This is a genomic window from Annamia dubia NIES-4383, from assembly GCF_055394725.1.
This window is the reverse complement of sequence record NZ_AP025630.1, coordinates 1566742-1591848: the sequence shown is the minus strand read 5'-3', so window position 1 is coordinate 1591848 and position 25107 is coordinate 1566742. Positions and strand designations below refer to the sequence as shown.

General features: G+C 32.5%; 23 protein-coding genes. 9 read left to right on the top strand and 14 right to left on the bottom strand.

Annotated elements, in window-relative coordinates:
* The first annotated feature begins 21 nt into the window (after positions 1 to 21).
* Complete coding sequence (locus tag Anndu_RS07155; protein WP_464103706.1) at positions 22 to 513, top strand: hypothetical protein; 492 nt, start codon at positions 22 to 24, stop codon at positions 511 to 513.
* A 20-nt stretch (positions 514 to 533) separates the two neighbouring features.
* On the opposite strand, the gene Anndu_RS07150 is transcribed toward Anndu_RS07155, so the two are convergent.
* The 8 genes from Anndu_RS07150 to Anndu_RS07115 form a co-directional block, all read right to left on the bottom strand.
* Entirely contained in the window at positions 534 to 2729 is a 2196-nt protein-coding gene (locus tag Anndu_RS07150; RefSeq protein WP_464103705.1) for a lytic transglycosylase domain-containing protein, read from the bottom strand.
* 35 nt (positions 2730 to 2764) lie between these two features.
* A complete protein-coding gene (locus tag Anndu_RS07145; RefSeq protein WP_464103704.1) occupies positions 2765 to 3478 on the bottom strand; it encodes a M15 family metallopeptidase in 714 nt (237 codons plus the stop codon).
* A gap of 65 nt (positions 3479 to 3543) precedes the next feature.
* A complete protein-coding gene (locus Anndu_RS07140; RefSeq protein WP_464103703.1) occupies positions 3544 to 4674 on the bottom strand; it encodes a CobW family GTP-binding protein in 1131 nt (376 codons plus the stop codon).
* 98 nt (positions 4675 to 4772) lie between these two features.
* Positions 4773 to 4976: a hypothetical protein gene (locus tag Anndu_RS07135; protein WP_464103702.1), complete on the bottom strand. Its 204-nt coding sequence runs from the start codon at positions 4974 to 4976 to the stop codon at positions 4773 to 4775.
* Positions 4977 to 4997: 21 nt separating this feature from the next.
* Positions 4998 to 5102 carry a photosystem II reaction center protein PsbM gene (gene psbM, locus Anndu_RS07130; RefSeq protein ID WP_464103701.1) on the bottom strand — a complete coding sequence of 35 codons (105 nt, stop codon included), beginning with the start codon at positions 5100 to 5102 and terminating at the stop codon, positions 4998 to 5000.
* A 152-nt stretch (positions 5103 to 5254) separates the two neighbouring features.
* Positions 5255 to 5551 carry a 2Fe-2S iron-sulfur cluster-binding protein gene (locus Anndu_RS07125; protein WP_464103700.1) on the bottom strand — a complete coding sequence of 99 codons (297 nt, stop codon included), beginning with the start codon at positions 5549 to 5551 and terminating at the stop codon, positions 5255 to 5257.
* A 164-nt stretch (positions 5552 to 5715) separates the two neighbouring features.
* Positions 5716 to 8193, bottom strand: coding sequence for a transglycosylase domain-containing protein (locus Anndu_RS07120; protein ID WP_464103699.1), 2478 nt, complete (start codon positions 8191 to 8193; stop codon positions 5716 to 5718).
* 121 nt (positions 8194 to 8314) lie between these two features.
* Positions 8315 to 9562 carry an RNA-guided endonuclease InsQ/TnpB family protein gene (locus Anndu_RS07115; RefSeq protein WP_464103698.1) on the bottom strand — a complete coding sequence of 416 codons (1248 nt, stop codon included), beginning with the start codon at positions 9560 to 9562 and terminating at the stop codon, positions 8315 to 8317.
* Positions 9563 to 9617: 55 nt separating this feature from the next.
* Between Anndu_RS07115 and tnpA the strand changes: the two genes are divergently transcribed.
* The gene (tnpA, locus tag Anndu_RS07110; RefSeq protein ID WP_464103697.1) at positions 9618 to 10034 is read left to right on the top strand and encodes an IS200/IS605 family transposase; all 417 of its coding nucleotides are present in this window, start codon (positions 9618 to 9620) and stop codon (positions 10032 to 10034) included.
* A gap of 278 nt (positions 10035 to 10312) precedes the next feature.
* Positions 10313 to 11182, top strand: a complete 870-nt coding sequence (locus tag Anndu_RS07105) for a DNA adenine methylase (RefSeq protein ID WP_464103696.1) — start codon at positions 10313 to 10315, stop codon at positions 11180 to 11182.
* A 1-nt stretch (position 11183) separates the two neighbouring features.
* Here the strand turns inward: Anndu_RS07105 and Anndu_RS07100 are convergent, their stop codons facing one another.
* A complete protein-coding gene (locus tag Anndu_RS07100) occupies positions 11184 to 12479 on the bottom strand; it encodes a hemolysin family protein (protein WP_464103695.1) in 1296 nt (431 codons plus the stop codon).
* A 333-nt stretch (positions 12480 to 12812) separates the two neighbouring features.
* Between Anndu_RS07100 and Anndu_RS07095 the strand changes: the two genes are divergently transcribed.
* Positions 12813 to 13523, top strand: a complete 711-nt coding sequence (locus tag Anndu_RS07095) for a cytochrome b/b6 domain-containing protein (protein ID WP_464103694.1) — start codon at positions 12813 to 12815, stop codon at positions 13521 to 13523.
* Between the two features lie 42 nt (positions 13524 to 13565).
* Positions 13566 to 14018, top strand: coding sequence for an SRPBCC family protein (locus tag Anndu_RS07090; protein WP_464103693.1), 453 nt, complete (start codon positions 13566 to 13568; stop codon positions 14016 to 14018).
* Between the two features lie 120 nt (positions 14019 to 14138).
* Here the strand turns inward: Anndu_RS07090 and Anndu_RS07085 are convergent, their stop codons facing one another.
* The gene (locus tag Anndu_RS07085; RefSeq protein ID WP_464103692.1) at positions 14139 to 15122 is read right to left on the bottom strand and encodes an adenosine deaminase; all 984 of its coding nucleotides are present in this window, start codon (positions 15120 to 15122) and stop codon (positions 14139 to 14141) included.
* 61 nt (positions 15123 to 15183) lie between these two features.
* The gene (locus Anndu_RS07080) at positions 15184 to 15540 is read right to left on the bottom strand and encodes a phosphomannose isomerase type II C-terminal cupin domain (protein WP_464103691.1); all 357 of its coding nucleotides are present in this window, start codon (positions 15538 to 15540) and stop codon (positions 15184 to 15186) included.
* Positions 15541 to 15946: 406 nt separating this feature from the next.
* Between Anndu_RS07080 and metG the strand changes: the two genes are divergently transcribed.
* From metG to Anndu_RS07060, 4 genes are all read left to right on the top strand, one after another.
* On the top strand, positions 15947 to 17539 hold the full coding sequence (gene metG / locus Anndu_RS07075) for a methionine--tRNA ligase (protein WP_464103690.1): 1593 nt from the start codon (positions 15947 to 15949) through the stop codon (positions 17537 to 17539).
* A 111-nt stretch (positions 17540 to 17650) separates the two neighbouring features.
* A complete protein-coding gene (locus Anndu_RS07070) occupies positions 17651 to 18268 on the top strand; it encodes a LabA-like NYN domain-containing protein (protein ID WP_464103689.1) in 618 nt (205 codons plus the stop codon).
* A gap of 122 nt (positions 18269 to 18390) precedes the next feature.
* Entirely contained in the window at positions 18391 to 19524 is a 1134-nt protein-coding gene (gene lptC / locus Anndu_RS07065; RefSeq protein ID WP_464103688.1) for an LPS export ABC transporter periplasmic protein LptC, read from the top strand.
* 322 nt (positions 19525 to 19846) lie between these two features.
* Complete coding sequence (locus Anndu_RS07060) at positions 19847 to 21556, top strand: ABC1 kinase family protein (RefSeq protein ID WP_464103687.1); 1710 nt, start codon at positions 19847 to 19849, stop codon at positions 21554 to 21556.
* 128 nt (positions 21557 to 21684) lie between these two features.
* On the opposite strand, the gene Anndu_RS07055 is transcribed toward Anndu_RS07060, so the two are convergent.
* From Anndu_RS07055 to Anndu_RS07045, 3 genes are all read right to left on the bottom strand, one after another.
* Positions 21685 to 22212 carry a transcriptional repressor gene (locus Anndu_RS07055; protein WP_464103686.1) on the bottom strand — a complete coding sequence of 176 codons (528 nt, stop codon included), beginning with the start codon at positions 22210 to 22212 and terminating at the stop codon, positions 21685 to 21687.
* Positions 22213 to 22323: 111 nt separating this feature from the next.
* A complete protein-coding gene (locus tag Anndu_RS07050; protein ID WP_464103685.1) occupies positions 22324 to 22524 on the bottom strand; it encodes an antitoxin HicB in 201 nt (66 codons plus the stop codon).
* A 145-nt stretch (positions 22525 to 22669) separates the two neighbouring features.
* Positions 22670 to 24736, bottom strand: a complete 2067-nt coding sequence (locus tag Anndu_RS07045) for a M3 family metallopeptidase (protein ID WP_464103684.1) — start codon at positions 24734 to 24736, stop codon at positions 22670 to 22672.
* Between the last annotated feature and the right edge of the window lie 371 nt (positions 24737 to 25107).

Sequence of the window (25107 nt, the reverse complement as noted above, 5' to 3'; positions counted from 1 at the left end):
TAATTGTGATGAGGTTTAATAATGGCATTAAGAGACGATATTGAGAGTTGGGAATTAAACTCTAAGGATCCTTATTTACCTATTTCTTATGAAGGGCAAATTATCGGTTTTTGTAAACCGAATTATGCGGTGAGAATTATTAAAATTTTAAATGAAGAAGAAAATTCTCGCAAGGCTCTTTATAAAGCTTGTCAAGATTTAGTTGCTTTTAAAGGTGGTCATCCTGAAGATGTTAAATTGTATGTTAAAAAGTATTTATCTACCGCCAAACGCCCTAAACATGGCTTAGGTGCGATCATGGTTTTATTACGAGATCGACAAAAAGAATTAGATCTAAGTGATCAAGAATTTATCAAATTTTGTGATTCTTATAAATTATCTTCTCAAGAGCTTAAAAATCTCTCTGAAGGTAAGGAAATTCAAGAGGCTTCTTTACATTCAATTGCCAGAATTGTGGGTATTTCTTTTGATGATCTTTTAGTAATTCGTTATGGTTTTAAACATAATCAATAAATATAATGAACAATTGACAATTAATGATTAATAAAATCTGGATTCCCATATTCTGTTAATTTATCTGAAATTTCTGGATTATAAATTCTTAAATAATTCCAGTAATTTCCTAATACTATTTCTACATATTTCTTCGTTTCTTCAAAGGGAATTTGATCAATAAATTCTTCGGGAGTTTTGGAGGGATATTGTTTGATCCATTGATTAACATTACCCGGCCCTGCATTATAACTGGCGATCGCAAATAAAGAATTATTATTATATTCTTGATGGGTATAATTAAGATACCATGTTCCAAAATTAATATTATGATCAGGATTGACTAAACTATAATTTTTAATATTAGTTTTTTCGGCAATCCATTTACCAGTATTAGGCATAATTTGCATTAATCCTAAAGCACCAGCCGGAGACTTAATATCAGCTTTAAATCTTGATTCTTGACGAATTAAAGCAATCACTAATAAAGGATTTAATTGACGTTGATTTGACCATTTTGTCACCAATTCTTGATAGGGAAAAGGAAATAATAATAACCAATATTCTGCCCTTTTTCTTAACTCTTTCCATTGTTCAATTTCTTCAGGAGAAGTTCTATTTCTTAGATCTAAAATTAAAGAAATTCCTTGAAAATAATCACCTTTTGCTATTTTTAAATAACCATCTGTAAATTGCTCATTAACCGTTAAAGTCTTTTTATCCCCAATTTCACCCTCAAATAGGCGATAACTCTCCTCCTGTAAGCCTAAACGGTATAACTCCTGAAATAAATCCGATCCCGCCGGAAGTTTAAATTTTAACGGGGGTTTTTGAATCTGAGGATTAAAAGCTTTCAGAGTGTTAAATGTTCCCACATTCCAGCCCAAAACCTGAGCCGCCCTCCAAGCATAATAGGATTGGGCATGATTAGTAAAAATGTACTCAAAAGCAATTTTCGCATCCTTAGGCCGATCAGCCTCCATTGCCCATTTGCCAATCCAAAAGGCCGCTTTAGGGGCAAGATCACTATTGGGAGTATTAACCGTAATGGGTTGCGCCCATTTCCAAGCATAAAATATATCTCCTTTTTGAGCCAAGTTTTGAGCCATTTTCCAGCGATATTCTGAGGATATTTCTGAGTTTGAATATTGATCTAAAATTTTTTGTCTAAGTTGAGTGGCGGAAGTATAACTTTTTAAACTATCTAAAAGATTGGCTTTCGTTAAGAGAATTTCAGGGGTATCTTCTGGAAATTTAGCCATTAATTGATCTAAATAGGGTAAGGCTTCTTTCGCACTGACAAGAGAGGCATAATGTTTTAAACCTAAACGTAATTCTTCAGCATCAGGAAAAGTTTTAATTAAATATTGATAGGCTGTTTTTGCTTCTTCTGTCTTATTTTCAAGATGAAGCCCCCTTGCTATGCGGTAAATATTACGAGAGTTAGAAGGGGCTTTACGATAGGTAAAAATGGCTTTGTTATAGTCAGAATTAATCCAGTAAGCATCACCTAAAATTTCCCATTGTTGAGGAGTTAATTTATTTTGATATTCTGTTTCTAAAATTTCTTTTATTTTCTGACTATCTTGACCTTTAGGATTATTTTTAGTTAAAAATAATAATAAATCTAATTGTTTTGGATTTTGTTTTAATTTTTCCCTAATTAAGTTAAAAGTGAGAGGATAATGAGGATATTTTTTTTGTAATTGTTGGCTATATTCAGGATTTTTTTGAGCTAATAAATATAAAGCTTCAGCTTCAATGGGTGAATCGGGATAATTAGCGATTACTTGTAACCAAATAGTTTTAGCTTCGGTGTTATTATTAGTTAACTCAGAAGCTCGGCCTCTTTTTAGGAGAATATAGGGAGTTAATAAAGGGTATTGTTCTTCTAAATTTTCTAATAATCGGAGTGCTAAACCTCCTTGATATTCTTCAATTAAATCATTAGCTAATAAATAACGGGCGCGACTTTGATCTAAGCCTTTTCCACTGGTAGCGATCGCCTGAAGTTGTGCCTTTCTTTGCGCCGGAGTTTGTTGTGCTAGTTGTAAAACAATAGAGTCGGGATCATCATAATTTAAGTGGCTAAGATCAGCAAAAGATAAATCAATTCCTGTCCATTTTTCGAGATAATTTCTAACTTGAGGAGTGAATAAAACCGTCCCTAAAAGTGCAATAATAATAGTGATACTTCTCAAGATTAAATAAGATGTTTTCGTTTTTTTATTAGACATTGGATCAGGATAGATAAAGATTAAAAACTTAAAATTTAACAATTAACAATTCTACCATAACAAGCACAAAGATTAGACTGTGAATTTTCTTGAGAACATAACCAAGTATACAATTGATCGCCGTAGGAAAAATGCCACCATTCAAAGGGATGTTGTTTAAAATTAGCTTGAGTCATAATTGTTTTTAATAATTGTCTATTTTGATGATATTCTTGTGCTTGAATATCATTAGAATTAGCATAATAATTAGGGTAAGAAATTTCGGAAATTTCGTCAATTTCACCGCCCATTTTAACATTTTCTCCTAATTCATTAACTAAAGTAAGATCGATCGCCGCCCCTGTGCTATGGGGAGGAGGCATTTGGGGATCAAGACTAGGTAAAGCCCACATTTTATAGACATCTAACCATAAATTTTCTAATTCTATTTTTGATAACTGATCTAAGTTTAAATTACGCTTTTTAACTAAGTCATTAAAAGCATAATTTACCATAAATTTTTGAACTTCAACGGGGCGATAAGCGTCAAAAATTTTAATTTGCCAAAGAGGTTTAATTTGCTTTAAATATACCTGTGCTTGTAGGAGATAATTTAAAACAGTTTCCCTTAAAAAATAAGGAGATAAACCGTTATAATTTGCTCCCAACTTTTCATAAGGATGGGGATTTTCTACGGCAAATTTTTCTAAAGGAATGGCCACTAAAGGCTCATAATTTTCTTGAATTTTAATGTTATAATGGGGTTTCATCAGAAGTTAATAAAGTTAAATGTTCAATAACTAATAACCAATAACTAATAACCAATAACTAATAATTATTTCCCAAAACCTTTACCTTTAGTAGTAGAAGGTAAACAGAAACAATTATTAATTTGTTCCTTTAATTGTTCATGATCTAAATTTTGGCCAATTAACACAAGTTGAGTTTTTTTCGGTTTATTATTCCACTCATCATCTTCAATTGAAAAACGCTTTCCACTTAAGTGAAAAATATGACGTTTTGGGCTTTCATCAAACCATAAAATACCTTTCGCACGGAATACAGTTGAAGGTAATTGATTATCTAAAAAGTATTGAAATTTACGAATAGATAAAGGTTGATCTTTTTCGATTGAAACTGATGTAAAACCATCATTTTCTAAGTGGGTAGAATGATGATGATGGTGGTGGTGATCGTCTTCATGATGGTCATGATCGCAGGTTTCATCACATACATGATCATGGTCATGGTGATGATCATGATGGTGGTGATCATGGTGATGATGATGGTCTTCTTTGGGGTTAAAATATTGATCAGATTCAAATAATCCCACGCTTAAAATCAAAGGTAAAGCAACATCGGATTTTTCTGTGCGTAAAATTCTCGCATCTTTCTTAATATCTCTAATTTTACATTCTAAAATATCAACATCAGCCTCATCAACTAAATCAATTTTATTTAATAAAATAATATCACCATAAGCGATCTGACTATAGGCCGCTTCACTATTAAATAAATCTAAACTAAAATGCGCACAATCAACTAAAGTAATAATCGAATCTAAACGAGTCATATCCCTTAATTCTGTGCCTAAAAAGGTTAAAGCAACGGGTAAAGGATCCGCTAAACCAGTAGTTTCTACAATTAAATAATCTACTTTTTCTTCTCTTTCTAAAACCTTATAAACTGCATTAACTAAATCTTCATTGATCGTACAACAAATACAACCATTACTAAGTTCAACCATTGAATCATTGCTAGTAATAATTAATTCATTATCAATCCCAATTTCGCCAAATTCATTAACTAAAACAGCCGTTTTTAAACCTTGTTGATTAGTTAAAATATGATTAAGTAAAGTCGTTTTACCACTGCCAAGAAATCCAGTAATAATTGTGACTGGTAAACCATGTTTAGCAATTTCAAGGCTACTGGTATTAATTGCATCTTGTGTAATAGTAGACATAATTTTGATAATTTTGTTAGATTAGAGTAGAAAAATTTTAGTTAACTATTATAAATTATTTTGATTAATCGTGCTACGCTTTGAAGTTTTTATTTTATTTATAAACGCTCTAATTTTTTATAAACTTCATCATTATTACGTTTAGCAACTAAAATCACTTCCACTAAATCTTCAAAAAAGAATAAGTAACTATCTGTTTGGGGATAGTTACTTATTCTTAAAAATTCTCGATATACAAAGTTTATTTTTATTAAGCTTTTCAAAAATTGACGACAGTAAACAATAACTGTGTTAATTGTCAATTGTCCATTGTCAACTGATCATTAAGCTTGGCTTTTTCCGGTTTGGATATAAAGAATCAGTAAAAACACGGTGGGAACGAGGACAAATAAAATTGACGCTACAAACCCTAAATCGTTAACTTGCATAAAAATTTCTCCTAGTTACACTAAGCAACATCTTTTAGAATAACATTAGACAGACCTTTTTGAACAGTCAACAGTGACTATCGCACCACCAACTAATGTTAAGAAAATGCTTGAACAATTGTCAATTGTTAACTCTCAACTGATCGATCAGTCTAAGGCTTTGTTTTCACGGTAATATCGCCATTAACCTGAGTTTGACAGGCTAAACGATAATTACTTGGTTTTTTCTTTAGTTTTCTTTCCTCAAAATGAGTTTTTGGGGAAAGATGTTCTAAGCCTTCCACAATTTCTACCACACAGGTGGCACATTGTCCATAACCCCCGCAGTTGGTGAGTTTTCCCCTTAAAGTATACAGATCTATGGTGTTTTGAATAGCTTTTTCCCTTAAGTTTGCACCGTCAGCCGCTATTACTAATTTATCTTCTTTTAAAAATGTAATGTTTGCCATAACCCTATTTGTTAATTAATATTAAGAAATTATAAGAAATTTTACAAAATTTTACAAAACTTTGTCTAGCCATCGTCATTAACTCCATTGCCCAATTGACATGGCATGGGTATGTAAGGACATAGCAGGGCTACATCCTTACAATAATTTTTAAGTTTGTGGTTTTATTCTTCTTTACGCTCAACGGGTGGAGCGGGAAGGGGTGCAGGTTCAGGGGCAGGATTAGTTTCGGGAACAGGAGCAGGTTCGGGGGCAGGATTAGTTTCAGGAACGGGAGCAGGTTCGGGGGCAGGTGCTTGTGTGGGGATTGGGTTATCCGGTGGAATGGGATTGTTATTAGTAGGAGTTGAATTACTATTATTATTAGTATTAGGGGGGGGTGAATTTCTGTTAGAATTAGAATTATTGTTATTATTATTCTGATTATTAGGACTATTACGCCGAGTCTGAGTGCGGTTCGGTTGATTAGTTGGGGTATTATTGTTAGTGGAACGATTGCGATTTGTGGGTTGGTTATTAGAATTATTAGTTTGATTTTCGTTTTCTGGGGTTTTTGGACGCAGATAATAAATAGATTTCGGTTTAATCGGCTCTAATTTAATCGTGGCTTTACGCCCCTCTAAGTTAGGCCGTTCGGGAAAATCCTCAACGGGAAGTGCTTCCGTGATTTGTTTCATAAATTCATGCCATACTAGAGCGGCCGTACTACTACTGCCATAAGTTGGGCTATCATCATCGTTTCCTAGCCAAACTCCGGCAACGACTTGGGGAATATAGCCAATAAACCACAGATCCCTTGCCTTGTCAGATGTTCCCGTTTTTCCAGCCACAGAGCGATCGCTCAGGGAAGCGTTAACCCCTGTGCCATTGTTAACCACACCTTTGAGCATCCATGTCATAATTGAGGCCGTATCTCGATCGAGGGCTTCTTCTTTCGTTAAGGGAGCTTGATAAATGACTTTGCCATTTTGATCAATAATACGACTGATGCCGTGTGGCTGTTGATGAATGCCCAGATTGGCTAAAGTACCGTAGGCACTGGTAAGCTCTAATAAGGTTACTTCCGATGAGCCTAAAGCCAAAGCGTATTCTGGTTTTAATTTAGAGTCAATCCCCATTTTGTGAGCAAGATTAATCACCGGATTCCAACCCACCTCTACTAAAGCTCGTACGGCCACCACATTAACGGATCTGATTAAAGCCTCACGCATGGATAAATAAGAGCCTGTATAGGTGTCACCATAATTTTCCGGTTTATAGCCATCAATCACATATTGGGCATCTAAAAAGCCTTCAGATGGGGATTTTCCCCCTGCGATCGCCGTAGCATAGACAAAAGTTTTAAAAGTGGAGCCGGGTTGACGCACAGCTTGAGTGACTCGATTAAATTGATTTTGTTCAAAATTCTTACCCCCTACCATGGCCTTGATTTGACCGTTACGGGGATCAATGGCCACTAAGGCCGCCTGTTCAAATCTTTGGCCTTTACCGTATTCCTCAACGGCTTTTTTAACAGTTTGATCGGCGATTTCTTGCCACTGTAAATCAAGGGTAGTTTCAACGATTAAACCCCCTTGTGTTAACTGCTCTTTAGATAAATAGTTAGGTAATTCTTTTTGAATATAATCTGTAAAATAGGGTATTTTACGATCTAATCTTTTTGGTTCTTGGGGATTAAGTGTTAACTCTGAAGTAATGGCTTCTTGTGCCTGTTGAGGGCTGATTAAGCCTTCTTCCTCCATGCGTTTTAAGACGAGATTACGTCTTTCTTTGGCTTTAGCTAAATTTTCCAAAGGAGAGTAAACAGAGGGTGCGGGAGTAATCCCTGCGATCGTAGCCGTTTCGGCTAAAGTTAACTGATCTACCGACTTCCCAAAATAAGTCCAGGCCGCATCAGCCACCCCATAAGCACCAGAACCCAGATAAACTAAATTAAGATAGCGTTCTAAAATCTGTTTTTTATCAAATTTTTCTTCAACTTTTTGGGCTAATCTCATTTCGCGCAACTTGCGCCAGATATTCTTTTCAGGATTTAAAAACACAACCCGACTTAACTGCTGAGTGATGGTGCTACCCCCTTCCACAATCTGATTGGCTCGAAAATTAACCCAGGCCGCACGGGTTAAACCTTGAAGATCAACCCCGTCATGGTCATAAAATCGCCGATCCTCACTGGCAATAAAAGCATTAATCATAGACTCAGGGATTTCCCAAATCTTTAACTGTTCATGGCCAACGGGGCCTAACTCCTGTAAAACTGTACCATCGGCGGCTTGAATGGTGATTGTACCGGAGCGAGTATAGGTTAAAACCGCATCAACGGATTGGGGCAAACTATTTTCTACTTTTTGCCAAGCCCAGTAAACTACCCCTGTTGTACCACCTAAGCCGATCAATAAGGTAATCCCGATCCAGAATTTTTTAGAGCGTTTAGGTAATTTAGACAAAATATTTTTGAGTTGATTGGGATTTTCTTTGATAGATGGGGGGGCGGAAATTGACTCTTGATCTAGCAATTCTTCTATAATAGATTCTTGATCTTCTTGTGCGATCGGCTCTTGCTGTTCTAGTAAATCGAATAGGGAAGGCTGATTGTTTTTATTTTGATTTAATTTGTTTCTAAATTTGAACACTTTGAACACCTAATTTATAATTTTTGAGAATAATATTTAAAAATTTTTTCTAGTATAAACCAAATCTAGTTATCAATGAACATTGACACTCCCACCGTTAACCCTACGGGTGTAACGGGGGATTCTTGTTTCACAGACTCTTAACTAGATCAAACAAATTTAATTGTTTAATCCCCGTCAGACCGTCTCTACAAGCATTTTGAATTACGGGCAGTCCGACCGCACTTCGACTTCGCTCAGTACAAGCAATTAAACCTCTATTTTTAATCACTTTTGCACTAGCAATATCTCTGTTTTCTTGATAACCACAAAACTGACAATGATGTAATCTTTGATTGAGTGATTTTTTCCCTGTTTGTTGATGACAATTAGGACATTCTTGAGAGGTAAAATTCTTATCTACTTTTTGATAAAATTTCCCTCTTTTCCAACAGGTATAAGGCAATATTTCATTAATAAATTGTCCTATTCCACTGTCAAGAGATTGTTTTCTTACAATTCCTCTACTCCAAGATTTAAAATTAATATCCTCTACAAAAATATTGTCAGTTTGATTACAGAGATTATGTGCTAATTTAAAATGCCAATCCTTTCTAGTGTTAGCAATTTGTTCATGAACTTTAGCTATTTTCTGCTGAAGTTTTAACCAATTTTTAGAACCTATTTTTTTATGTTTCAATCTTCTTTGTAGCAATTTAAGCTTACGCTGTGATTTTACTAAAAACTTAGGTGCTTTGATTAATTCTTGATTAGAAGTAGCTACAAAACTTTCAATTCCGGCATCTATTCCTAAGCTGGTTTTACCAACGGGAACATCAGGACATTGTTCTTGTGATTGAAAGGTTAATATCACATAATATCCAGATGCTTTTTTAACAATTCTTGCTTGTTTAACCTCAAAACCTGTAGGATAATCTCTTGATTGTCTAATCTTTAACCATCCTAATTGTGGTAGTTTAATTTTCCCTTTTGCTAAACAATTTTTGAGCATAGCCGGAAAGACAAAACTCCGCATTTTCTTCTTGTATCTAGGAAAACCATTTCCTTTAGATTTCATGTCAGAAAAAGCTCGATCTACAGTTTTTAATGTTTGCTGTAAAACTTGAGCATTAACTGATTTTAATTCAGGATTATTTTGTTTAGCAATGGTTAAATTTTTAGCTTGAATGTTGTAATTTGGGTAAGGTGTCTGTGCCGCAATAATGTATTCACTAAATATTGAACAAGCATTAATTGGTGATTTTCTACTTTTAATCCAATCTTTTCTTTCGGTCACAGCAAAATTATATACTCGACAATTGACCTCTAAAATATAGTCAATTTCTCGTATTTGCTTTTTGCTTAACTTTAATTTGAATTGGTAATTTAGATTAATCACAATTATTATTTGCTTTTTGGTGATACAATCTTTATTGTAGTGTTACCGTTAACAAATGTCAACTAATTACAATAAAGGTTTTAGGTCTGTTTATAAACTTACTGCTCATATCGTTTTTGTCACTAAGTACCGAAAAAAAGCTATTTCACCTGAAATTTTAAACAGGCTCAAAGAAATATTTAATGATACCTTGAACAAATGGGAATGTAATTTAATTGAATTTAATGGAGAATCAGACCATATTCATTTACTAATTGATTACAAGCCTGATATTGCCTTATCAAAGTTAATTGCTAATTTAAAAACAGTTAGTAGTCGTTTAATTAGACGGGATTTTCCATTTTTAGCCAGTCAATATTTTTATAATAAACCTTATTTTTGGACGGGTGCTTATTTTGTGGCTAGTTGTGGCGGTGTGACTGTTAACCAACTAAAAAAATATGTTGAAAATCAAAAATCCCCTCAAGAATAAGGCGGTGCATTGAGCGTAGTCGAAATGATGTCCCACTGTCCTTATTTATTGGTCAAAATTCATCACCCGTTAATTTCTATGGATTCTTTTTTTGTTGTGAAATTTAACGGGTGTCCTCTTTTGACATTTTTAAGATAGATTAATTAGTTTATTTTAAATATCATATTTTTAAAGTCGGGGCGAATGAGTCTCAAATCATAAAAAAGTCTCCTCTCCCTTACTAATAAGAGGGGTTTGGGGTGAATTTAATTAAAAATAGCTGAAAATCAAGGGGAAAAATGATTAAAAGTCCGTTACGTTATCCGGGGGGAAAATCAAAAGCAATTAAAATTATTGAAAAGTATTTCCCCCCTAACTTTACTGAATATCGAGAACCTTTTGTCGGCGGAGGTTCAATTTTTATTTATTTGAAACAACAATTTCCTAATGTTAAAATATGGATTAATGATCTCAATCCTGAAGTTTATTTATTTTGGAAAATTGCCCAATCTGATTTAATTAATTTGATTAAATCTATTCGTGAAATTAAAGATCGTTTTGATGATGGGAAAGCTTTATTTAAAGAATTAACTAATCTTAATATTGAAAATTTATCAGACTTAGAAAGGGCTGTGAGATTTTTTATTTTAAATAGAGTTACTTTCTCCGGTACAATTGAATCAGGGGGTTTTTCTCAACAGGCTTTTCACACAAGATTTACCCTTTCTTCTATCGATCGCCTAGAAAAACTTGAGTCAATTCTTAATCATATTAAAATTACCAATTTAGATTATAGTGAAGTAATTAAAGCTCAAGGTCATCAAACTTTTATCTATTTAGATCCCCCCTATTTTAATGCGACTAAATCAAGATTATATGGAAAAGATGGCGATTTACATTTACAATTTGATCATCAAAGATTTAGTGATTTAATGTCACAATGTAATCATCAATGGTTAATTAGTTATGATAATTCTGACTTAATTAAAGCTAATTTTAATAAGTTTAAAATGATTGAATGGGAATTACAATATGCCATGAATAATTATCAACAAAAAAAAGCTAATAAAGGTCAAGAATTATTAATTATGAATTATGATCTTTTTGACTCAAAAAAATTGAGTCAAGATCAAGTTAATTTTCAACAATTAGACTTAAAATTAAATTAAATTATTCACTTTTAATAATATTACAAACTAAAACCTTATCAACCCTAATTCCGTCCATATCCATAACTTCAAAATGTAAATTTTCTAACTCGAAATGCTGACCAGATTTGGGAATACCCTCTAAATAATGAATAACTAAACCCCCTAAAGTTTGATAATTTGCATCATCTTCATTTGGTAAATTTTCTAAATCTAAAACTTCTTTTAATTCATCAATAGACAGTAAACCATCTAATAACCATGAGCCATCTTCCCTTTGAATAACTAAAGGTTCATTAATTTCATCATCTTCGGGTAAATAGCCCACCATTGCTTCCATTAAATCATTAAGGGTGACTAAGCCCTCTATGCCACCATATTCATCCGTTACTAATGCTAAATGAATCCCCGTTTCTTTGAATAATTCAATTACTTTTAAAGCCTTAGTATTTTCTGTTACAAATAAAGGCTTTTGTAAGAGTGACTTAATATCAATTTGTTCTTGAGAAAGTGCCATTGTTAAATAATCTTTTACCCATAAAATTCCTAAACAATGATCTAAACTTTCTTGCCCTACGGGAAAACGAGAATAACTACTTTCAAGCATTTCTTTTTGATTTTCTTCTAACGATTCTTCTATGTCTAACCACACAATAGAAGTGCGAGGAGTCATCACATTTTTAACAGTTCGATCGCCCAATTTAAAAACACGCTCAACTATTTCCTGTTCAGCTTCTTCAAACATTCCCGCCTCCGTTCCTTGTTCAATTAAAACCTTAATTTCTTCCTCTGTAATGGGCGGTTCTTCTGATGCTTTAATCCCTAAAATTTTGAATAATCCTTCAGTCGAAAAACTTAAAATATTAACAATAGGATGGGTAATTGTTGATAAAAAATTCATGGGAGAAGCTATTAAACAAGCAATTTTTTCCGGATCATTTAAGGCAATTCTTTTTGGGAATAATTCACCAATTACTAAAGACAAATAAGTAATTAAAACTACCACAATTCCAAAACTTAAAGACTTACTATAGGGAGCAAAAAAAGAAATTTGTTTGAAAAAAACTTCTAAATTTTGAGAAATGGTAGCCCCCCCTAAAGCACCACTTAAAATACCAATTAAAGTAATTCCTATTTGTACTGTTGATAAAAATTGATTAGGATGTTTCGCTAATTTTAAAGCTAACATTGCTCCTTTATTTCCATTTTTGGCCAATTGTTCAAGACGGACTTTTTTAGCAGAAATTAAAGCAGTTTCTGCCCCTGAAAAAATACCGTTAGCAATAATTAAACTTATAATTAAAATTAGATCAAACATTTTGGTTAAATTAGTAATTTATCTTGATAATTTAAAAAATTAAATATTTATAATATGGTAATATAATAACAGATAAAGTGAGTTTTATTAAAAACGATTTATCAGTTGACAGTTGAGACTTGAGTATTAACAATTGGTTAAATAGCCTTAAGGAGAGGGCTTTGGGGTCAAATTAAATCATTTTACCCCGACTTTGAAAACCTCCCACTTTTTAAACAAGTGAGAGCAACATTAATTCATAAAAATTTTCTCTAAAAAATTATTATAATAATAACAAACAAATTAAGATTTTGAGATTTTAATTAATTTAATTTTAGCTATTTTTTTTCATATATGATCAAAAAACCTGTTCAACCTTATCAACCGATTTTATTACGTTTGTTGCACGGTTTAACCGCATTCTCGGCTATTTTGGCCATGATTAGCGCCCTATGGACTTATAATGTTTATGATGGGCGTTGGTTTAAATTGCCCTTACCTGATTTTAAGGAGATCGAGGGTATTCATGGCACTTTTGGACTATGGACTTTATTAATATTTCCTCTGTTTGTGATCTATGCTTTTCAAAAAGGAAAAAATCGTTTAATTCAAGAAAAAAATTTTTTTGATTTTAAGCAATTTAAACACAAAAAAAATATTTATAATTTTCATAGATTAACTAATACTTTAATGCTTTTTGCCCTAACATTTGCCCTTTATTCTGGTAAAATGATAGATGAAAAATGGTTGCCCCAAGGAGAATTAAATCACACATGGTATTATCTTCATTTAAGCTCATGGTTAATTTTATTAATTGGTTTTATTTTTCATATCTTAATATCTTTAAAAGTTGGTGGTTTTTCTTTAATTTTATCAATGTTTAATCGTAAATTAAGAATTAATGATCATCCCCAATTATGGAGAAAAAATCTTAAATATTTTACGCAAAATTGGCAACTAATTTTAAGTCAAGAATGGGAAAAATTACCTTGGCATTTTAAAATATTAGAAATAACTATTTTAACTTTGATCATTTTAGCTTGGCTATTTTCTATTTTCAAATAATTGAAACATTGCCCACTATACTTAATTTAACTTAGATAAATTATGAATCAAAATCAAGTTTTTGAACAATCAATTTTGATCAATACATCATCAACAATTGTTGAAAAATGTATCACAGATCAAACATTAATGCACCAATGGTTAAACCCAATGTTAAAATGTGAAGCAGTTGGAAAATGGAGTACAGAAATAGGTAGTAAATGCCGTTTTTTGATCAAAATTCCCTTCATTAATCCCTGTTTAAATAGTACCGTAATTGAACGTAAAACTGGTTTAATTGTTTGGCAATTTACGGGCTTTTTTAATGGTTGTGATCGCTGGAAATTGATCTCAAAAAATGATCAAAATAATCAAACATTATTAATTAATCGTTTTGAATTTATTATTCCTAATAAGATCGTTAAATTTGGCTTTAATTTGTTTGCATCTAAATTAACTCAAAAAGATATGAAAGATCAATTAAAAAGATTAAAAATATTAGCAGAAAAATATTAGCCTTCATCTGATCAATTGACAATTAATTTAGTTTAAAAACTACTTTTTTAAGAGAAAACATCAACAATTTTTTACTTGATTTTCTAGTCATAATTAATAGATTTTGGCAATCATTTTCTATCAAAAATTTAAAAACTTTTGTTTTTCTTCCTGACTTAAAAAAGAAGCTTCAAAAGAATTTCTAGCTAATTGATACATTTGTTCATCTGTTAATAATAAATCTTGCTGTATAGCTTGAAAATTCTCAGCAAGATAACCGCCAAAATAAGCCGGATCATCGGAGTTAATAGTAACACATAATCCCAATTCTAATAATGTTTTAAGATTATGATCTTTCATCGTTTGAAATACTTTTAATTTTACATTAGATAGGGGACAAACTGTTAAAGGAATTTGAGTTTCTTTTAAATATTCTACTAATTTTTGATCTTCTAAACATCTCACACCGTGATCAATTCTTGATACTTTTAATAAATTAATTGCTTCCCAAATATATTCGGGAGATCCTTCTTCTCCAGCATGGGCAACTGTTAAAAATCCTTCTTTTCTTGCCATGTCAAAAACATTTTTAAATTTACTGGGAGGATGGCCAATTTCTGAAGAATCTAAACCAATTCCTATTATTTTATCCTGAAAAGGTAAGGCTTTTTTAAAAGTTTTTATGGCTTCATCTTCACTTAAATGGCGTAAAAAACAAAGGATAATTTTTGAGGTAATATTTAATTCTTTTTTGCCCGTTTCTAAGGCGTTATAAATACCATTAATAACAGTTTCAAAATTAATCCCTCGATCGGTGTGAGTTTGGGGATCAAAAAAGATTTCAATATGTTTAACATTTTGATTAGAAATTTTAGTTAAATAGGCATAAGTTAAATCATAAAAATCTTCTTGTGTTTGTAAAACATTAGCACCTTGATAATAAATATCAAGAAAAGATTGAAGATTAGAAAATTGATAAGCTTTTTTAACATCTTCAACAGTATTAAAGGGTAAATTAATCTTATTTCTTTGTGCTAATTTAAACATTAATTCCGGTTCTAATGTGCCTTCAATATGTAGATGAAGTTCTGCTTTAGGTAAGGTAAAACTGAGATTATTTTTCATAATGTTTATTTGCTATTTGTTATTTTTTATTCGTAACTATTAACTATTAACTATTACTTAATTAGTCTTCTTCGGGAAAACGAATAATATCATCATCACCTAAATATTCACCATTTTGAATTTCAATCATTACTAAAGGAATAATGCCGGGGTTTTCTACACGGTGACGAGTATTCACTGGTACATAAGTAGATTGATTAGGTAATAATAAAGTTTCTTGACCATCAAAAATTACTTTGGCCGTGCCAGAAACTACTACCCAATGTTCGCTACGATGGTAATGAATTTGACTGCTAATATGACATTTAGGTTTAATTTCAATACGATTAATTTTATAATTTTTAGATTGTTCTAATATTGTAACTTTTCCCCAAGGTGGAGTTCTAATTTGATCAAGTTCTGAAAATTTATCTATCATTTTTATATTACTTTTGTAGTTGATTATTTAATAAAGATAAAACTTATTTTAAGTATAAACCTAGATTCTTAAAAATGGACAATTGTTATATTATTATGATGTTTTGTTAAGATTTAGACATTTAAAACACAACTTTTAAAAACCACAAGTGCTGTTTTTATCAAAAATAACTTAACTTTAGTTAAGGATCAAGATTAGCCTTAAACTGAAGTTCAAAGCCAGTTTATTCTTTTGAGCATTCATTCAACAATTGACAATTGATAATTGGTAATCAATTTTAAGATCATTAATCAAGATAATTAAATTTAAAACAAAAAGTGAAAAAAACCATTACAATAGTAGAATAATTGATGTTCTCTCCAAACTCAATAAATTGGAAGCTCATTCTTATCATAAATTTATATTAATGAACCAAAATAAAATCAATACTTTTGCTTTAACAACTCCTTTATACTATGTTAATGGTCTTCCTCATATTGGAAGCGCCTATACTACGATTATAGCCGATGCGATCGCGCGGTTTAAACGTCTGACCGGTCATCAAGTAATGTTCGTGACTGGAACAGATGAACATGGACAAAAAATCCAGAGAACCGCACAGGAAAAGGGTTTAGCCCCCCAAACCCATTGCGATGAAATTGTGTCAAGTTTCCAAGACTTATGGCAAAAACTTGATATTCAATACGATCGCTTTAGTCGTACTACCGCCAAACCACATGAGTCAATCGTTAAAGAGTTTTTTGAGCGTGTTTATGCCAAAGGCGATATTTATTTAGATCAACAAAAAGGTTGGTATTGTGTGGCTTGTGAGGAGTTTAAAGAAAAACGAGAATTAGTTAATGAACATTATTGCTCTATTCATACTAATAAAGAAGCAGAATGGCGTGATGAAGAAAATTACTTTTTCCGTCTTTCCAACTATCAGGAAAAACTAGAAAAATTATATCAAGAAAAACCTGATTTTATCCAACCAGAAAGCAGAAGAAATGAAGTCTTAAATTTTGTCAAACAAGGTTTACAAGATTTTTCAATTTCAAGGGTAAATATGGACTGGGGTTTTCCTATTCCCCATGACCCAAAACATACAATTTATGTATGGTTTGATGCTTTATTAGGCTATATTACAGCCCTCTTAAAACCAGATCAAGAACCCACTTTAGAAAATGCTCTTTCTCAGTGGTATCCCTTTAATTTACATCTGATTGGTAAAGATATTTTAAGATTTCATGCTGTCTATTTTCCCGCCATGTTAATGTCAGCAGAATTACCCCTACCCGATCATGTATTTGGCCATGGTTTTTTAACGAAAGATGGTCATAAAATGGGCAAAAGTTTAGGCAATACTTTAGATCCATTTGACTTAGTAGATCGCTATAGTAGTGATGCTGTGCGTTATTATTTTCTCAAAGAAATTGAATTTGGCAAAGATGGAGATTTTAATGAAACTCGTTTTGTTAATATCTTAAATGCCGATCTGGCCAATGATTTAGGTAATTTACTTAATCGTACCTTGGGAATGTTAAATAAATATTGTCAAGGAAAAATTGAAAATTTAACAGGGGAAAATATTAATCAGGATAATCCGATTAAACAAAGAGGATTAGAACTAACTCAAAAAGTTGTTTCTGCTTATAACAACCTTCACTTTAACTTAGGATGTGACGAAATTCTGAATCTAATCAGAGCTTGTAATAAATATATAGATGATAGTGCGCCTTGGAAACTATATAAAGAGCAAAAACAAGAGCAAGTTGAACAGATTTTATATACTGTTTTAGAATCAGTAAGACTTTGTGCCTATCTTTTAGCTCCAATTATACCAAATTTATCCAATGCAATTTATCAACAATTAGGGTTTGAAGTTGATTTTAATAGTAAAGATCATGTTAAATTAACAGAATTATTTTTAAATCATAGTAATTGGGGAAAACTACCTCTTAACAAAGATTTACCAAAAGCACAACCAATTTTTTCCCGTTTAGAAATGCCTAATCAATAAGCAATTCTAAATTAAAAATGAATATTTTGTAACATTCGATCTAATCTGAGTTAATCTATGGAGAGAAATAAAAATTAAAAACTTTTTTTATAAAAACAGAGGCATATAACAATGTTAGATAATTACTCATCAGAAACGATTTTCACGCCCGAACAGGTGTTAGAAAATCGTGGACGGGTTGCCATTTTTATAGACGGCTCAAATCTTTTTTATGCGGCCTTACAGTTAGGAATTGAAATTGATTATACTAAGCTTTTAGTGCGTTTAACGGGGGGATCTCGTCTGTTAAGAGCCTTCTTTTATACCGGAGTTGATCGTACCAATGAAAAACAACAGGGTTTTTTATTATGGATGCGCCGCAACGGCTATCGAGTGGTGGCTAAAGACTTAGTACAACTGCCAGACGGCTCGAAAAAAGCCAATCTTGATGTGGAAATAGCAGTTGATATGATGTCCCTTGTGGGGGCTTATGATACGGCTATTTTAGTAAGTGGGGATGGGGATCTCGCTTATGCCGTAGATGCGGTGAGTTATCGGGGAGTGAGGGTGGAAGTCGTTAGCCTTCGGGCAATGACAAGCGATGTTTTAATCAATGTAGCCGATCGCTATATTGACTTAGATCAGATCAAAGACGATATTCAAAAGGAAATGAGAAATAATAATGGAGCTTACCGAGGATTTTCCGCCTTTGATCTAATCGGAGGTGATCTTCACAATGCACATTTATAGATGATCCAAAGCTGGAAGGGTTAGGCTACATCAACAAAGTCTGCGTAGGCAGACTTTGTTCTTGTGCCATGAGGCTTTAGCCTTCATGATTTAATGAATAACAAATAACGAATAATAAATTTATGTCTAAAAAAACTTTAATTTTACTTTTTTGTTTAACTTTATTTAGTTGTCAATCACCACAAATTTCACCGAATCAAACATCAGAAAATCAAACAGAAAATAATCGCACTGATACCCAATTAACTTTAAATAATGCTACCTTAGAACAGTCAGATAATCAAGGTAAAACTGTTTGGAAAATTAAAGCCGAAAAAGTGGTTTATAGTGAAAATAAAGATGAAGCTAATTTAACTAATTTAACGGGTAATATTTTTAAAGGGGATCAATTAATTTTAAAAATTAAGGCTGATCAAGGCCTAATTGAAAAAGATGGTCAAATTATTTATTTACAAAAAAATATTGTGGCAACGGATCAACGTAATGAAGTTGTAATCAAAGGAGATTTGGCTGAATGGCATCCTAAAGATGAGTTATTAATTTTGAAAAATAATATTAAAGGAATGTATCCAAATTGGGAGATGAAAGCAAAATTAGCCCGTTATTTTTTAGAAAAAGAAAAATTAGAATTAATAGATGAAGTTGTTGCTTTGACAAAAAAACCTTTATCACAAATTAAAACAAAACATTTATGGTTAGAAATACAACCGGAAAAAATTATTGCTGATCAACGGATTGAAATGACTCAATATGAAAATAAACAACCTAAATCATTAATCGTTGCACAAAAAGGAGAATTTTTATTAAAAAAAGATTTAATTATTTTGGAACAAAATGTTAACTATACCTCGAATAATCCCCCGTTACAAATTATGACAAGTTCAGCAAAATTGAACTTAAAAACTGAAACAATTAATAGTGAAAAACCTGTGACGATTAATCATTTACCCAGTGACTTAAATATGACTGGAAATCAAGGAGAATTAAATTTTAAAACAAATATTGCACGGTTATGGGGGGGGGTAAAAGGTATTAGTAATAAAAATAAATCTCAGTTATCTGCTAATCAATTAACATGGAATTTAACTAATCAAATGTTAGATGTTTTAGGTAATGTTATTTATCAACAAAATAATCCTAAATTTACCCTTTCTGGTAATAAAGCGAAAGGAAAATTACAAGATAATACTCTTGTTATTACGGGATCAGAAAATAAACGAGTTACAACGGAAATTTATCCTGAACAAATTAAATAATTCATCTTAATCAATCAAAAATTTGTACAAAAGAGATAATTTTTAATATAAATTAAGTTCAATTGATTAAACTTTTTATATTAGCCTTGAAATTTATTTCATTGCTAATAGTGATCCTTCAATAAATTGAACTAAGAATTGTATTTTAACCCCGACTTTGAAAACACTATACTTTTAAAGTTGTTCAAAAGTATAGTTCTAATATACTAAAAAAAACTTAAATTGATCTAACCACAACAGGCAAAAATGCTATATATTAAAAGCTATCAGGAAAATATTAAATTTTGTTACATACTTACATCAAATAGGGGTTAATACCATCGTGAGTCAGTATTCAAGTTTATTAGTAAAGGAGGCGGTCTCAAAAATACCTTTGTGGCGTTATGATCCCCAAGCGATCGCAAGGTATTATCGTTTTCGGCCTTGGCTATTTTTGTGGCGTTCTTTAACAATTGTTTGGTATTTTGGCAATTTTATTTTACATTTATTATGGGATTATTGGCAGGATCAAACTGATAGAAATAAAGGCAAAAGAGCCAATGAAATTAGAGAAATTTTAACTAATTTAGGCCCTACTTTCATCAAAGTAGGTCAAGCTTTATCCACAAGGCCAGATTTAATTAAAAGAGATTATTTAGATGAATTAATTAAGCTCCAAGATCAACTTCCGCCTTTTAATAATGAGTTGGCATTTTCGATTATTGAAATGGAGTTAGGAAGGCCAGTTGATGAAATTTATCGAGAGATTTCTCCCCATCCCATCGCCGCCGCTAGTTTAGGACAAGTTTATCGTGCGGTACTGCATACAGGGGAGGAAGTTGCTGTTAAAGTACAACGCCCGAACTTACGGCCAGTCTTGGCTTTAGACTTATATATTATGCGTTGGGGAGCAAGTTGGATCGCACCTTTTTTACCTTTAAATTTAGGTCATAATTTAACTTTAATTGTAGATGAATTTGGTACTAAATTATTTGAAGAAATAGACTATCTTAATGAGGGTAGAAATGCGGAAACATTTGCTACTAATTTCCGAGATGATCCCCAAGTTAAAGTACCTTGTATTTATTGGCGTTATACTAATCATAAAGTTTTAACTTTAGAGTGGATTAATGGTTATAAATTAAACGATATTGAAAGTATAAAATCGGCGGGTTTTGATCCGGACGAAATTATTAAAATTGGTGTTACTTCTGGCTTAAAACAATTACTTGAACATGGTTTTTTCCATGCTGATCCCCACCCCGGAAATTTATTTGCTACCACTACCGGACAAATGGCTTATATTGATTTTGGGATGATGGATCAATTAGAAGAAGAAACTAAAGAAACCATCGCCAGTTCCGTTGTACAATTAATTAATAAAGATTATCAAGCATTAGCTAAAGATTTTGTAACATTAGGATTTTTAGCACCAAATACCAATATAAACCCAATTATACCAGCCTTAGAACAGGTTTTTAGTAAAGCAGTCGGCGAAAAAGTAAGCGACTTTAATTTTAAAACTATCACCGATGAATTTTCGGAATTAATGTATGAATATCCCTTTAGAGTGCCGGCCAAATTTGCGTTAATTATTCGATCTTTAGTCACTCAAGAAGGTTTAGCTTTAAGCTTAAATCCTAATTTTAAAATAGTCGAAGTTTCCTATCCTTATGTATCAAGAAGACTTTTAACGGGAGAATCTCCCCAGTTAAGAAGACGCTTATTAGATGTATTATTTAAAGATGGAAAATTCCAATGGCAAAGATTAGAAAATATGATTTTGATCGCTCGATCGGATCAACAATTTGATCTCTTACCAACGGCGCAAATTGGCTTACAATTTCTATTATCAGAAGAAGGGCGCTATTTACGCAATCAATTATTGATAGCTTTAACGGAAAATGAAAGATTACATACTGAAGAAGTGCAACGTATTTGGAGTTTAATTAAAGATGAATTTAAACCCCAAAAATTAATAGATGTTGCGTTAAATACCTTCCGTAATTTTTCTAATAATAATAACAATATAGCAACAATTTCTAAACAATAATATTTACTTTAAAATAAAAGTCCCCCTTTTTAAGGGGGATTTAGGGGCATCAATATCTATCATCTTTTTCTAAAATTAGTCTTAAATTAACAACAAAAACTTTTTTAATTATCAATTATTAACTATTTTTATTCTTCTTCTTGATGGGAATGTTTTTCCGCTAAAGCAATACTACGGGTACAAGTCCAGTTACTCGGTAGAGAACTTGGCCAGCCCATTCTAATGGCTTCAGGACAAATAGCAGTAACAGTTAATTGACAATCAATTAATTGAAAACCCTCTTTTTCTGTTTGTTTTAAACTATGTTTTAAAATAGAATCATTTTTAAATTCAATTGTACGATTACATTGTACACAAACTAAATGATGATGATGTTGATAGGGCTGATTTAATTCATAATGTTTATGCCCTTCTGCTAATTCTAATTCTCTTAAAATTCCCATGCGAGACATTAATTTTACACTACGATAAATCGTAGATAAACTAATAAATTCACCTCTTTTTTCCAATAAGTTAAAGAGTTCTTCTGCACTCAGATGATCTCCTTTGGGTAAATTCTGGAAAACGTGGAGGATCTGTTCTCTTTGGGGCGTAAGTCTCCACCCTCTTGAGTTTAGTTCGGCTTTCAGGGAATGCGCGGTGTAGGGAGATAACATAATTAGACTTTCAATAAACTTGATTTATTGACAATAATAACCGTTAATCCCAAAATTGGCAAGATCAAAAAGTTATCCTCTCTGTTTCTATCGCAATTCTCATATCTCTTTTTAAATCGGCTCAGGTATTTCTTCTCCATTAATTTCCAGATCAGCGACAACCTCTTGAACTAAGTTAGTAATACCTTCTAAAGCTTGATAACGATTTTCTGCTAAATATGATAAACTCGGAAATTCAGCACATAATCCTACAAATTCCTTATCTTCGGCTGACCAGATAATCCGATAAGTATAATGTTCATGGTTAATCATTGTTCATTTCCTCCAGTTTTGAGAGAGCCATTTAGACCTCTTGCGAAAGTCAAAAACATAATTAATCATAATAAAGTTTTTGTCAATTATTATGCTTATTTCAGATTGTTTATTAAATATTAAGTTACTTTCGCAAGAGGTCTAATTATTTTAGTCCACTATGTCTTAACAGGGGTTCGGTTTTGGGTTCACGGCCTCGGAAGGTTTTAAACACTGTCATGGGATCAACCGATCCCCCCAAGCCTAAAACCGTGTCACGAAAACGCTTTCCTGTGGCTTGAATTTCTTTTTCATTGTCTAAGCCCACTTCCTCAAAGGCTGAAAAAGCATCCGCACTCAACACTTCCGCCCATTTATAACTATAATATCCGGCCGCATAACCTCCAGCAAAAATATGGCTAAAAGCACATAAAAAGTAATCTTCAGGTAATGGTTTGATAACCGTAGTAGTTTCAGCAAGGCGATCGCGCAACTGTTGAGGGGTTTCCTCACCATCGGGATCATAATTGTGGTGTAATTCCATGTCCGTTAAGCTAAAATTTAACTGCCGTAACATGGCCGAAGCACTCAGATAATTTTTTGAGTCTACCAATTTTTGGTAGTATTCTTCAGGTAACAATTCTCCGGTTTCATAGTGTTTTGCCATGCCAAACAAGGTAGGGCGATCATAACACCAATTTTCCATAAATTGACTCGGTAACTCCACCGCATCCCATTCAACATTATTAATGCCCGAAGCCCCAATATAATCAACTTTCGTCAATAAATGCTGTAAACCGTGGCCAAATTCATGAAAGAGGGTTGTTACCTCCATAAAATTCATTAAACTCGGTTTTCCATCTACCGGAGGAGTTTGGTTACACACCAAATAGGCAACGGGTAAACGGGTGCTAGTTTTACCTGCTACTGTCATTTTAGCCCTGCCAATACAATCGCTCATCCATGCACCACCGCGCTTTTCACTGGGGCGACTGTAAGCATCGAGATAAAAATAAGCAATAATTTCTGAGTTTTCATCCGCAATTTGAAAATATTTAACATCGGCATGCCACACGGGGGCTTGGCCATCAGCCGAAGTAATTTTAATCCCAAACAGCCTTTGTGCAAGGTTAAATAAACCATCTAACACTTGAGGTAAGGGGAAATAGGGGCGTAATTCTTCCTCATTAAAATTAAATCTTTTTTCCTTTAATTTTTCTGCCCAATAGGGAATATCCCAGTGTTTTAACTCTGATTGTTCAGCAAATAATTTTAATTCTTCTAATTCTTTTTGAGCGAGATCATAGCTAACTACTCTTAATTCTTCTAATAATGTTCCGACAGATTCCACACTATCAGCCATTTTTCTGGCTAAACTCAATTCAGCGTATGTATTAAATCCTAATAATTGTGCTTTTTCCCGCTTTAATTTTAAATTTTGCTTAATTAAAGGTTGATTATTAAACTCCCCACTAGAAGCACGGGCGATATAAGCTTTATATAATTTTTCCCGTAATTCTGAGTTAGTGGCATATTTCATAAAGGGCAGATAACTCGGCATATCTAAGGTGATCACCCAAGGCCCATTTTCCGGCGTGGCTTCGGGGAAGTCAGCACGGGCAGTTTGAGCCGCTAAACTTAAGACACTTGGGGGTAAACCGTCAACCTCTGATTTTTCCGTTAATTTTAGTTTAAATTGCTTAATAGAATCTAAAATATTATTAGAAAATTTAGTAGATAATTCTGCTAATTCTAATTGAATTTGATTAAAACGCTCTTTTTGCTCCCCTTCTAAACCAACTCCGGCCAATTCTGCTTGAAGGATGGAAGCGTCAATGATGCGTTGTTGGGCGCTTTCAAGCTTAATAAAATCTTCACTGGCTTTAATTTTCTTAAAACCCTCATAAATAGGTTTACTTTGACCAAGTTTATTATAAAATTTAATTACTTCAGGCTGAATTGTCTCATAAGCTTCTCTTAATTCAGGACTATTTTTAACTCCATTTAAATGACAAATAATACTCCAAGTCCAGTTAATTTTTTCTTCAAGATTAGTTAAAGGCTCAACTAATCCTTCCCAAGTAGGAATAAAATCAGTTTCTAGGGTGTTTAATTCTGTTTGAGCTTCTTCTAAAATCTGAGTCATAGCCGGAATAATCTGATCAGCTTTGATCTGATCAAAAGGAGGAAGGCCATGGCCAATCAATAAAGGATTTTTTACGGTTGTTGTCATTTTGAGATTGATAGAATAAAGTTTAATTGCAATTATGACAAATTGTAACATACTTTGACAATAAACTTGTTGCGAAAGCGGTAGAAACGTGCCATAGCAAGTCTCTACAAAAGTAGGGCGTTTTCAAAGTCGGGGTAAAAATACAATTCTAAGTTCAATTTATTGAACGATCACTATTAGCAATGAAATTCATTTCATTGCGGGATGAAAACTTTAAAGTCAAGCCTCGCCTTGAACTCAAGTTCAAGGCTAACACAAATCGTTCAATAAATTGAACTAATTTTTGTTATAAATTATCCATTTTTTAAAAATTTTTGATTTATTAATATCAAAAATTATTATCAAAAGATTACAAAGATCATAAAAATTGA

Excerpts from the sequence above, each read along its gene's own strand:
- Anndu_RS07155 (WP_464103706.1), top strand. The coding sequence starts at position 22 with ATGGCATTAAGAGACGATATTGAGAGTTGGGAATTAAACTCTAAGGAT.
- Anndu_RS07150 (WP_464103705.1), bottom strand. The coding sequence starts at position 2,729 with ATGTCTAATAAAAAAACGAAAACATCTTATTTAATCTTGAGAAGTATC.
- Anndu_RS07145 (WP_464103704.1), bottom strand. The coding sequence starts at position 3,478 with ATGAAACCCCATTATAACATTAAAATTCAAGAAAATTATGAGCCTTTA.
- Anndu_RS07140 (WP_464103703.1), bottom strand. The coding sequence starts at position 4,674 with ATGTCTACTATTACACAAGATGCAATTAATACCAGTAGCCTTGAAATT.
- psbM (WP_464103701.1), bottom strand. The coding sequence starts at position 5,102 with ATGCAAGTTAACGATTTAGGGTTTGTAGCGTCAATTTTATTTGTCCTC.
- Anndu_RS07125 (WP_464103700.1), bottom strand. The coding sequence starts at position 5,551 with ATGGCAAACATTACATTTTTAAAAGAAGATAAATTAGTAATAGCGGCT.
- tnpA (WP_464103697.1), top strand. The coding sequence starts at position 9,618 with ATGTCAACTAATTACAATAAAGGTTTTAGGTCTGTTTATAAACTTACT.
- Anndu_RS07105 (WP_464103696.1), top strand. The coding sequence starts at position 10,313 with ATGATTAAAAGTCCGTTACGTTATCCGGGGGGAAAATCAAAAGCAATT.
- Anndu_RS07100 (WP_464103695.1), bottom strand. The coding sequence starts at position 12,479 with ATGTTTGATCTAATTTTAATTATAAGTTTAATTATTGCTAACGGTATT.
- Anndu_RS07095 (WP_464103694.1), top strand. The coding sequence starts at position 12,813 with ATGATCAAAAAACCTGTTCAACCTTATCAACCGATTTTATTACGTTTG.
- Anndu_RS07090 (WP_464103693.1), top strand. The coding sequence starts at position 13,566 with ATGAATCAAAATCAAGTTTTTGAACAATCAATTTTGATCAATACATCA.
- Anndu_RS07085 (WP_464103692.1), bottom strand. The coding sequence starts at position 15,122 with ATGAAAAATAATCTCAGTTTTACCTTACCTAAAGCAGAACTTCATCTA.
- Anndu_RS07080 (WP_464103691.1), bottom strand. The coding sequence starts at position 15,540 with ATGATAGATAAATTTTCAGAACTTGATCAAATTAGAACTCCACCTTGG.
- metG (WP_464103690.1), top strand. The coding sequence starts at position 15,947 with ATGAACCAAAATAAAATCAATACTTTTGCTTTAACAACTCCTTTATAC.
- Anndu_RS07070 (WP_464103689.1), top strand. The coding sequence starts at position 17,651 with ATGTTAGATAATTACTCATCAGAAACGATTTTCACGCCCGAACAGGTG.
- lptC (WP_464103688.1), top strand. The coding sequence starts at position 18,391 with ATGTCTAAAAAAACTTTAATTTTACTTTTTTGTTTAACTTTATTTAGT.
- Anndu_RS07055 (WP_464103686.1), bottom strand. The coding sequence starts at position 22,212 with ATGTTATCTCCCTACACCGCGCATTCCCTGAAAGCCGAACTAAACTCA.
- Anndu_RS07050 (WP_464103685.1), bottom strand. The coding sequence starts at position 22,524 with ATGATTAACCATGAACATTATACTTATCGGATTATCTGGTCAGCCGAA.
- Anndu_RS07045 (WP_464103684.1), bottom strand. The coding sequence starts at position 24,736 with ATGACAACAACCGTAAAAAATCCTTTATTGATTGGCCATGGCCTTCCT.